The organism is Candidatus Hydrogenedentota bacterium, from assembly GCA_018005585.1.
Lineage (GTDB): Bacteria > Hydrogenedentota > Hydrogenedentia > Hydrogenedentales > JAGMZX01 > JAGMZX01.
On record JAGMZX010000004.1, the window covers coordinates 49,490 to 59,699 of the forward strand.

Consider the following 10,210-nt stretch of genomic DNA (forward strand, 5'->3'; position numbering starts at 1 on the left):
CCTGCTGCCCGCGGCCCGGCTGCACCTCGAACGCGGCTACGGATTCGCGGGCTTCGATAAGCATGACCTCGACGAAGACACGGCCGACCGCACGGACGGCGTGCATCCGCTCTACCCCGGGCACGATTGGGCAACGCTGGCGGCATGGGCGTGGGGCTGCATGCGGGTCATGGACTATCTTGAAACCGTCGGCGGCGTCGACGCGGCCAGAATTGCGTTGACGGGCCATTCGCGGGCGGGCAAAACGGCATTGCTCGCGGGCGCGGCCGATGAGCGGTTCGCGCTTGTCGTTCCCCACGCCAGCGGCGCAGGCGGCGCGGGCGCGTACCGGGTCATGGGTCGCGGTTCGGAGACGCTGCGGATGATCACGTCGCCGAACCGGTTCCACTACTGGTTCCAGCCGCGCCTGGCCTTGTTTGCCGGTCGGGAGAATCGTCTTCCCTTCGACCAGCATTTTCTCAAGGCGCTCGTCGCGCCGCGCGCACTGCTCTGTATCGAAGGCCAGGATGACCTGTGGGCGAATCCGCTCGGCTCGCAGATAACGACGCAGGCCGCGCAGCCCGTGTTCGATTTCCTCGGCGCGCCCGACCGGAACGGCCTGCACATCCGGCCCGGCGGCCACGACACCACAATGGAAGACTGGGCCGCACTGCTCGATTTCGCGGACCATGTATTCCGCGGCGCGCCGGACGACCCGAAATTCCACACGCTGCTCGACGCGGAGGCGAAACCGCGCCTCAGCTGGCAGGCGCCGGCGCCCTAGCCGCGCGGCGCGTCCTCGCGCAGCGCCGCGGCGGCGGATTCGATCGCGCGCGTGACGTCCGGCAGGTGCAACAACTGATTCGCGAAGAATCTCACCGGATTCCGCTTGCGGTATGCAGTGTCGAGCGGGGGGCAATCGAGGATGCGCGCGGCCTTGGGGAAAATGCTTCCCCGTTTCACGCGCACCATGCCCCGGCGGCGCAGGTAACGCAACGCACCGCGGACTTCTCCTTCCAGGCGCGCAATAAGCCCCGGATGGATGTGGCGGCCTTGGAGGTTGTCGCGCACGCGGCGGCAGGCTTCGCACAGCGCATCCTTCGTCAGTTCCAGGCCGCGGCCGTGCAGACACCAGAGATAGAGCAGCGCGCTTACGATGTGCGTCGCGTGAATCTCGACCAGGCCGCCCAGCCTGGCTGCAAGTTCCTCGTCAAAGGCGCGTTGTTGCTCCCGGCCGGCTTCCGGTTCCAGATACACCGGCGGGCCAAACACGACGACACTGTTGTGCCGCGCGGGATCGAACGTGCGCACGAGCGGTACGGCGGGCACGCGCCAATCGGGATGCTTTGCCTGCGTCTGCGCGAGGAAGAACGCCACGCCGCGCGACCGCGCCGCGCGGCCGCCGTATTCGATAAGGACGCCGCTGCGCGAGCGCGTGCCGCCGGGGAACATGAGGAAAGCCTCGCGCGCCTCGAGCAGGTCGAGGAGCGGCTTCAATTGCGCGGGTTTCGCGCCGCCCCGGCTGATGAAACAGGCGCCGCCCATTTCCAGCATGTCGTGCGGCCTGAACGGGAAAAACCGCCACGCCCAGTGGTTGAAGAAATCGTCCCGGGCCATGAAGCGCACATAGAGGCGCTCTTCGCTGGCGCGCGTGACGGCGCGGAAGATATAGAGCGGGTCACTGAGCCGCACATGATTCGCGGCGAAGACGGCGGGACTGCCGCGCGGGCAATGCTCCGCGCCGACAATGCGCGTGCGGCGGTCCCAATGCAGGATCGAGCCGCAGAAGGCCTGGTATTCCGGGTAGTAGTCGGTGAATCTGGGGCGGCGCGCCAGACCGGCGCGATACAGGAAATATCGCGCGAATACAGGGATTGCCATCAGCCATGCGCGCAACGCTTGCATAGGACATGTATTCTAAGGGCCGATGAAAGCAGGGGCAAGCCGTCCGTTGCGCCGGTCCGGGTTCAATACGCCGTTCAGGGTGTCTTGGCGTAGAACTTCGAGAGATTCTGGATCACCATGGCGAAGTTGTCCCAATCACGGAAGAACACCGTAACAAGCAGAATAATGATGCTTTCGAGGGCGGATGTCCCTCCGACTTGCCCCATATGCGGCGCGCGCGTGATGGCTCGCGTATGCATGGTCATTTCGTCCTTTCCTGGCCCAGCCTGCATTCGACTGAGATGCGTAACGCCCGGTTTTCGCCTGTCGCCCGGTTACTATATAATCCAGCTTCCCCGATTGTTACAAGCCTGCGGGCAGATTCTTTTCATGGAGGGTCATCGTGAATCCGTTTCATATGCTGACGGTCCCATTGGCGGCGGCTTGTCCGGGGCTCGATCCCGACGACATCGGCGTTGGCCCGCCGCCGAAACTGGAGCTTGGCGACGTGGCCGTGAACCTGTTTCAGGCGGCCCGGAAACTGGGCATTCCGCCGGCCCGGCTGGCCGCGCAGATGACGCAGGCCGACCTCGGACCGCGGGTGACGGGCGCGCAGGCCGCGGGGCCGTATCTGAACCTGCGCCTGGACCGTGCGGCGTTCGCAAGCGAGATCGTCGGGACGATTCTGGCCGAGGGCGCGGCTTTCGGTTCGAACCGGAGCGGCGCGGGCAGGTCGGCGCTCATCGAACACACGAGCATCAACCCGAACGCGAGTCCCCACGTGGGCCGCGCGCGCAACGCCATGATCGGCGACAGCTTGGCGCGCCTGCTCCGATTCGAGGGCTTCGACCTGCAGGTGCACTATTACGTGAACGACATCGGCAAGCAGATCGGGCTGCTTACGCTCGTGGCCGCGGACCGCGAGAACCTCGCTTTCGACGAAGTGCTGCGGCTCTACGTCGAGGCCAATGCGCGCGCGGAAACGGACCCGGAATTCGCGGCGCGCGGGTTCGAACTCCTTGCGAGGATGGAAGAGGGCGACGCGGACACGCGGGCGCGCTTCCGCAAGGTGGTGGATATCTGCCTGCGCGGCCAGTTGGGCGTCCTGGCGCGGCTTGGCGTGCGCTACGATTGCTTTGATTACGAGTCGGCGTATCTGAAAGACCCGCGGCTGGAACCGGTGCTCGGCGCGCTGCGCGCGAAGGGCGCTCTGTTCACGGACGAGGAGCAGCGCCTCGTCGTGGACCTCGCCCCGCTGGGCCATCCGGTCGAGGAAGGCCGGTACTTCGTGCTTCTCCGCGCGAACGGCAGCAGCATGTACGGCTATCGCGACCTCGCTTACAACATCGACAAGGCGTCGCACGGCGCGGACTTCAATCTGGTCGTTCTGGGCGAGGACCACAAGACGTATCAGCAGCAGATCACGATGATCCTCGAAAACGCGGGCCACCGCACGCCGGAAGCGGTTTACTACGCGTACATCCTGCTCAAAGAGGGCCACGATTCCGGCGAGCATTCCAAGATGTCGACGCGTCAGGGCAAGGTCGTGCTGCTCTCCGATTTTCTGGACCAGGCAACGGCGCTCGCGGCGCGGCGCGTGGCCGAGCAATGCCGCGACCTGCCGCCCGAGGAGCAGCATGCCATCGCGGCGCAGGTGGCCGTGGCGGCGGTGCGGTTCAGCGTGCTGCGCGTGAGCCCGAACCGCAACGTCATATTCGACATGGACGCGAACCTGTCGTTCACGGGCGACACGGGCCCCTACATTCAATACTCCTGCGCGCGGATTAACTCGATCCTGCGCAAGTACGGCCAGCCGCTCGAGGCCGCCCCCGTAGGCGAGTACCCGCGGGTCACGGACGCCGAGTGGGCGCTGCTCCTGAAGCTGACGGCATTCCCGCAGACCGTGTCCGGCTGCCTGGCACAGCGCACGACCGCGCCCGTGGCCCAGTACGCTCTCGAGACGGCCCGCCAGTTCACGACGTTCTATCACGAATGCCCCGTGCTCACGGCGGAGACGCCCGCGCTCGTGCGGGCCCGCGCGGAACTGTGCGCCGCCACGCGCCAGACCATCGCGAACGCTCTGCAACTGCTCGGCATCGACACGCCGGAACGCATGTAGCGCGGCCGAACGCGCCCGGCCCGTGAGCGCCGTGTAATCGTGTGCCTACCTGGCCAGCAGGGAGAGCGCGTCCAGGATGGCGATACGGGCCTGATCCGCGAGGGTGCGGTCGGTTTCCTTGTTGTGCCAGAGGATCTTCTGAGCGGCTCCCGATTCACAAACGCGGCTGGGCCATGCTTCGAGCGTCTCGCGGGCCCGCGCGACGGCCTCGGGCGGCGCGTTGCGCGCCTCGGCTTCGGCGACGGCGCGTTCAAGCATGGCCAGGTATTCGTAATCCTCTATGCTCTCACGAATAGCCTCCATGTGCTTGCCCGGCGTTACGCTTTTCGCGTCGAGGAAGAGCGGCGTATACATGTTGCGCGGCGTTGCGTACTCGTTCCAGGACGATACGCCGGCGTTGTCGCCGAAGGCCCAGAAATAGGTCGCCGTGGCGCCGTAGCGCCAGCAATCCCATGCCTGGAGGCGGAAGTAGCGGTAGGGGTCCAGCAGGCGGACGGGCCCGCTGCACGAGTAGAATTCCAGCGTCTTGCCGCGCGCGCGTTGCGCGGCGAAGTAGTCGCGGTAAGCGGCATCGGCGTTTCTGAAGATGACGCGGTTCGGGCACAGCACGTCCCATTCGTCGACGGATTCCTGCAGCGCGAGCGACATGTCGTTGTAGATCGGGTCTTCCCACACGCGCACGCCCGTGCCTGCCGCGTGGATCGCCTTCGCCCACGCGAGGATGATGGCGTCCTGCTCCGGGCTCCGGGGTTCGTCCACGAGCAACAGCGCGAGTTTTTCCGGCGCGACGCCCTTCGACCGCGCATGGTCCGCCCAGAAGCGGATCCAGCCCTGCACGGCCGTGTCGAATTCGGGCGCGCCGATAGACCACTTGGCGCAGGACTTTCCGACCGACGCAAATACGCAGTAGAGGCCCGCGTCAGGCCAGCGCCGGAGCCATTCATCGAAGTTCGCGGTGTCGGGCGGCGCGGCCAGGTTTCCCGCATCGTCATAGGCGCCATGCGGCAGCGCCGCCGCCGTGGCCCAGGGGGCGTCGACGAAATGGGCGCGCAAATGCGCGATAAACGCGTCCCGGTTCTCGGGCGTCACGCCGTAGTGGCGCTCCGAATTCGTGTAATCCCAGCCGCCGCAATGCAGCGTGGGCCGGTCCGGAAACCGAAACGGATACAGCGCGAGCGTGAGCGGCACGACGTGGTGCTGTTCGCCCGAATTCAACTCGATGTGCGCCTGAAACCGGCCCGGCTCCAGGTCCCCCGGGCAAAACGTGAGCCAGACCTGCCGGGTCATGCCCGAAGGCACGCCAATGCGGTACGCTTCGCCTTCGCGCGCGGCATCGGTCAGCGCCGCGGCGACGGGCTTCCCCGTCTGCGTATCGGTCCATTCGACTTCCTGTACCACGACAAAGCCGGGGTTCACGCCGCCCGGCAACCCCCGCACGCGCATCTCGAAATGTGCGTCCGTCTCGCCTGCGTTTGTGACGTTGAACGACGCGGCGCGGTACTCATTGCGCATCATGGCCACGCTCATCGCGGGCGCGGCGCTTTCCGGCGGGTCCGCGAGCAGTTCCAGCGGGTCCCAGAGGTTCGAGGTCCACACCGTAACGGGCGCACGGCCCTCGGCGCGCCACAGCGCCGCATGCGCACGAAGCACCCGCGCGTGCAGTTCGTTCAGGGGCATCACGGTCCGGAAGTCCTCCGGATAATCGACGGGCAGACCCGGAATGGCCTCCGCGATGCGGTCCAGCTCCGCCGCAATCGCGGTGTGCGCGTCCGGGGCGGATTCCAGCGCGGCCAGTTTCTCGCGCACTTCCGCGATATCACGCTCGATGCGCCGGCGCACGCCGGTGTGAACGGCCAGACGCTCCATCCCCTTCGCCAGGCTGGTAATCGGCTGTCCCGCGCGCGGCGCGCCAATCCACGCCGGCTCGCCCGCGTAGACTTCGATCTCATCGACGAAGATGTACGGCGAGGCCCAGATGCCCAAGGCTACGTAGCGGCCCCATGTTTCAAGCGCGTCCGTGCGGAACCGGTGCGCCGCATACGCGTCCTCCGGGGGACTCCCCGCGGCGGCGCTGAGTTCGACGAGTTCGCCCGCATCGTAGAACACTTTGTCCTCGCCCGCGACGAACAGCAGGATCGCCTCGGGCCACGCGACGCCCGCCGCACCCGCGGCGGTGCTGTACGAGACCCCGCGAATGGCCCGAGGCGCGCCGAGATCGATGACGATGATGACGGGCCGGGCTCTTTGCCAGCCGACCGTGCCCGGCTGGGTCCAGAAATGGCCCTCGGTGTACACGCCGTCGGTAAGTTGCCGCGCGTCGCCGTCGTCGGTGCAATGCTCGTAATCGGGGCGCGGTTCGAGCGTGTACGACGCGCCCAGCGCGATGTTTTCGGGCGCTTGCGCCGCGGCCATCGCGCACAGCAGGGCCGCGCCAAACCCGAACGCGCGGCAGGTCCAGAATGCGGATTGCGGGTTCATGACCCCACCTCCATGTTTTGCCCTTTTTTGCCGCCCGCTGCAGGCGGCGCGGGCGGATGCAGGGTAGCACACGCAAACGCGCAAGCCAAAGGAACGCGATGATGCCGCAAGGACGCGTGACGGTTAGAGCAGCGCCGTTTCCGTCACGATGATGCCGTCGCGGTCCGCATAGAGATGCTGGCCGGGAACGAAGTCCACCCCGCCGAAACACACCGGGACGCCGCGTTCGCCGAGGTTGCGTTTGAGCGTTTTCATCGGGTGCGTACCGAGCGCCTTTACCCCGAGGTCCATCCGCGCGATGGCCGCCGCGTCGCGGATGCAACCGTTGATCACGAGCCCGCTCCAGCCGTTCCGGACGGCCAATGCCGCAAGCCGGTCTCCCAACAATGCGCGGCGCATCGAGCCGCCGCCATCGACCACGAGCACTCTGCCCTGCCCCGGCTCCTCGGCACATATCCGGACCAGGCTGTTGTCCTCGAAGGTCTTGATAGTCTCAATAGGCCCGTGGAACGCGATGCGCCCCCCGAAATCGAGCAGGCACCATTCCGCCGCGCGCACGCGTTCCTCAAACCGGTCGCACAGGTCCGCCGTCGCGAAGTCCATCATCCGGTCTCCCAACTTAGAATCGGCTGATATCGCGTCCGAAAATGAAGGTGGTCAGCCAATTCTGCACCACGAGTATCTTGTTCCGCATGCTGATGAGCTTGGTGATGTACGCCGAGCGCCAAAACAGCCATGCGGCATAGCCGCGCCCCTTGACGTTCTTGAAATCCGCCAGCGCCCGGTGCTCGCCGATATACGCCAGCATGCCCATGTGCCGGTAGCGGAACGGCTTGGCCGTCTTGCCGCGCGCGAGTTGGTTCAGGTAGCGGGCGAGGTACTTGCCCTGCTGTTGCGCCACTTGCGCTGTCGCGGGCAGGTCCTGGTCCTGCAGGATCGAGCAATCGCCGATGGCGTAGACGTTGCGCGTGCCCGCCACCAGGAGATGACGGTCCGTGACCAGCCGTTGCAGGGGGCCCTTGGGCACATCGAGCGAGCGCACCAAGTCATTTGCGGCGATGCCGGTGGACCAGACCACGAGGCCGCACGGGATGGATTCGCCCGTACTCAGGATAACGGCGTTTTCCTGAACCTCGGACACCTGGCAACCGGTCCGGATATCGACGCCGCCGCGCCGGAAATGGCGCAAGGCGTACTTGCTCAGCTTCGCATCGAACGAGGACAGGATGTCGTTGCGCGCTTCAAGCAACGTGATCTTGACATGGGGCATCAGGTCCGGGAACCAGCGATGGAGGTCCTGCCGCACGAAATCGTGCATTTCCGCGGCAAATTCAACGCCCGTGGGCCCGCCGCCGACCACGACGAAATGGAGCAGCATGCGTACCTCGCCGAGGTCCCGCTTCGGCTTGCTCGCCCGCTCGAAGCACTCGATGACCCGCTGGCGGATCGCGCGGGCGTCCGCGAGTTCCTTCATAAAGAACGAATTCTGTTCGACGCCCGGCACACCGAACGTGTTGCTGACGACGCCCACGCCTATGACCAGCAAATCGTAGGTGATAGCGTACGGCGTGTTGCGGAAGAACCCCTCGCAATGGGCCACGTTGTTTTCGAGGTCAATGCGCCCGCAACGCGCCTGATGGAACCGGATATTCCAGCGGGCCGTGCGGATCGGCTCGATAATGCTGCGGAACTCGATCGTACCCACGGTCGTGCTCGGCAGCAGCGGCGTGAACAAGAAGTGATTGCGCGGGCTGACGACGATCACCTCGTACCGGTCCACGTCAATGTCCTTGACGAGACTGAACGAGGCGAAACCCGTGCCAAGTATGAGCAGTCTGGGACGCGTAGCGTTCATGAGGGGTTCCGGCGCCTATTCCCCCGGAAATGGAGTATCCCCGATGCAGGCGAAACAAGGGGACCGGGGCGCGCTATTCCCCGGCGGGAAAGGACCAAAGCGACCGAAAAGACGTAAGGGGCAAAGAAACGGCTGCCCAAGACACCGTTGCAGGGAGAAGGCCAAAAGGCTGGCAGGCAAGAGACCTATGATAGCATTGGCCGCAGCTTGTCGCGCAGGCGTTTCTCCACCTCAGGGGTGACGCTGCAGCCGAGATCGCCTCCGAAACTGGCGATTTCCTTCACCATCGACGAACTCAGGAACACGTATGGCTCACTGGGCATCAGGCAGACGGTGTCGACCTCGGGGTTGAGTTTCCGGTTGTTGATTGCCAGGGTCAGCTCATACTCGAAGTCGGACATGACGCGCAGGCCGCGGATGATCGCAATCGCGTTATGCCGGCGCGCGAATTCGACGCTCAGCGAATCGAACTGGGTCACGGTGACCGCGGGCATGTCGCGCACCATCTCGCGCAGCATTTCGAGCCGTTCCTCGACGGAAAACAGGCCGGTCTTGCGGATATTGGCCGCAATGGCGACAATCACCCTGTCGAACATGCGGCCCGCACGCTCGATAAGGTCGAGATGACCGCGCGTGGGCGGATCGAAACTTCCCGGATACAACGCTACGCGTTCACTCATCTCTTTTCTTCTCCTCCCGCAACTGCTGCGCCGCGGCCAGCGCGGCCTCATACACCTTGCGCACGGGAACACCGGACCGCTGCGCAACGACGCGGCAATCCTCGAACTCCGGCGCGGCCGCGCTCAGTTGTCCGTCGAACCATCCCACTTTTACGCGCACCGTGCCCCACGGCGTCTCGGCGTCGCGCCAGTCCCGGGCCAATACGAAGCGGCGCTCGGCGCGCACGCGCACGCCGAATGTCGTGGAATGCGCGAACAGGACACGCACGATAGCGGAAACGCGAGGTTCATCGCAAAGGACGGTGATACCATGCGCCGGGCGGGCCTTCTTGCCGAGCACCGGCGTCACGAACGCATCGCGCGCGCCCGCTTCCAGCAGCGCCTCGACGAGCGGCGGGTAGAGTTCCCCGGTCATGTCGTCGATGTTCGCTTCGACCACGGAAATGGCCTCCGTGCCCGGCGCCGCGTCCAGGGCCTCGCCGGTCATCACGCGCAACACGTTCGGCAGGTCAGGCAAGTCGCGCGTGCCGGCGCCATAGCCGATGGTTTGCACCGACATGGCGGGCGCGGGGCCGAAGCGTTTCGCGCATTGCGCCACGAGCGCCGCGCCCGTCGGCGTCACCAGTTCCGCCTCGACAGACCCGCCATAGGTCGGTTTGCCGCGCAGCAGAAGGGCCGTGGCGGGCGCGGGGACAGGCATCACGCCGTGCGCGCAGCGCACCGTGCCCGACCCGAGGTGCATGGGCGACACGGCGATCTCGTCAACACCAAGCAGATGCAACGCATGTTGCGCGGCGACAATGTCCACGATGGAGTCGACGGCGCCGACCTCGTGGAAATGCACCTTTTCCGGCGTCGACCCGTGCACTTCCGCCTCGGCGTCCGCGAGCAGGCGGAATGTCCCGATGGCCGCGGTCTTCACCGGCTCAGGCAACATGCCCCGCTCGATGATTTCAACCACATGCCGCAGATGCCGGTGCGGTTGAGCCGCGCTATCGTCGAGCAATACCCGGAATTGTGTCGCCTGTATGCCCTTCTTCTTCACCTTCTCCGCGGCTACCGTGAATCCCTGCACGCCCAGCGATTCAAGCCCCGTTCGGATCGTCTCGAAAGACGCGCCGGCGTCGATCAACGCGCCCACGCTCATATCGCCGCTGATCCCGCTAAAACAATCGAAGTACAGAATCCGCATAACCCGCCTTGTGTGTGGGCATC

Annotated in this window: 9 protein-coding genes; 2 read left to right on the top strand and 7 right to left on the bottom strand. The window is 65.7% G+C overall.

Annotated features, from left to right (window positions below):
- Positions 1-763: hypothetical protein (locus tag KA184_01210; protein ID MBP8128170.1), on the top strand; the 763-nt coding region annotated here is incomplete at its 5' end.
- Here KA184_01210 and KA184_01215 read toward each other — a convergent pair.
- Both KA184_01215 and KA184_01220 read right to left on the bottom strand, forming a co-directional pair.
- On the bottom strand, positions 760-1,884 hold the full coding sequence (locus tag KA184_01215; GenBank protein ID MBP8128171.1) for a 1-acyl-sn-glycerol-3-phosphate acyltransferase: 1,125 nt from the start codon (positions 1,882-1,884) through the stop codon (positions 760-762). The genes KA184_01210 and KA184_01215 overlap by 4 nt on opposite strands.
- Positions 1,885-1,958: 74 nt before the next feature.
- Entirely contained in the window at positions 1,959-2,129 is a 171-nt protein-coding gene (locus KA184_01220; protein MBP8128172.1) for a hypothetical protein, read from the bottom strand.
- Between the two features lie 137 nt (positions 2,130-2,266).
- Here KA184_01220 and argS point away from each other — a divergent pair, with 137 nt between their 5' ends.
- Positions 2,267-3,982: an arginine--tRNA ligase gene (gene argS / locus KA184_01225; protein ID MBP8128173.1), complete on the top strand. Its 1,716-nt coding sequence runs from the start codon at positions 2,267-2,269 to the stop codon at positions 3,980-3,982.
- A gap of 45 nt (positions 3,983-4,027) precedes the next feature.
- Here argS and KA184_01230 read toward each other — a convergent pair whose 3' ends face one another.
- The 5 genes from KA184_01230 to larC all read right to left on the bottom strand — a co-directional run bounded on the left by KA184_01230 (position 4,028) and on the right by larC (position 10,187).
- Positions 4,028-6,460, bottom strand: a complete 2,433-nt coding sequence (locus tag KA184_01230) for a hypothetical protein (GenBank protein ID MBP8128174.1) — start codon at positions 6,458-6,460, stop codon at positions 4,028-4,030.
- A gap of 123 nt (positions 6,461-6,583) precedes the next feature.
- Positions 6,584-7,063, bottom strand: coding sequence for a ribonuclease E activity regulator RraA (rraA, locus tag KA184_01235; GenBank protein MBP8128175.1), 480 nt, complete (start codon positions 7,061-7,063; stop codon positions 6,584-6,586).
- Positions 7,064-7,079: 16 nt separating this feature from the next.
- Entirely contained in the window at positions 7,080-8,315 is a 1,236-nt protein-coding gene (locus KA184_01240; protein ID MBP8128176.1) for an FAD-dependent oxidoreductase, read from the bottom strand.
- A 185-nt stretch (positions 8,316-8,500) separates the two neighbouring features.
- Positions 8,501-8,995, bottom strand: coding sequence for a pantetheine-phosphate adenylyltransferase (coaD, locus tag KA184_01245; GenBank protein ID MBP8128177.1), 495 nt, complete (start codon positions 8,993-8,995; stop codon positions 8,501-8,503).
- A complete protein-coding gene (larC, locus tag KA184_01250) occupies positions 8,988-10,187 on the bottom strand; it encodes a nickel pincer cofactor biosynthesis protein LarC (protein MBP8128178.1) in 1,200 nt (399 codons plus the stop codon). Before larC ends, coaD begins: the two co-directional genes overlap by 8 nt.
- Positions 10,188-10,210: the final 23 nt, after the last annotated feature.

Coding starts and splice junctions, on each gene's coding strand:
- KA184_01220 (MBP8128172.1), bottom strand. CDS start 2,129: ATGACCATGCATACGCGAGCCATCACGCGCGCGCCGCATATGGGGCAA.
- larC (MBP8128178.1), bottom strand. CDS start 10,187: ATGCGGATTCTGTACTTCGATTGTTTTAGCGGGATCAGCGGCGATATG.
- KA184_01240 (MBP8128176.1), bottom strand. CDS start 8,315: ATGAACGCTACGCGTCCCAGACTGCTCATACTTGGCACGGGTTTCGCC.
- KA184_01230 (MBP8128174.1), bottom strand. CDS start 6,460: ATGAACCCGCAATCCGCATTCTGGACCTGCCGCGCGTTCGGGTTTGGC.
- coaD (MBP8128177.1), bottom strand. CDS start 8,995: ATGAGTGAACGCGTAGCGTTGTATCCGGGAAGTTTCGATCCGCCCACG.
- KA184_01215 (MBP8128171.1), bottom strand. CDS start 1,884: ATGCAAGCGTTGCGCGCATGGCTGATGGCAATCCCTGTATTCGCGCGA.
- rraA (MBP8128175.1), bottom strand. CDS start 7,063: ATGGACTTCGCGACGGCGGACCTGTGCGACCGGTTTGAGGAACGCGTG.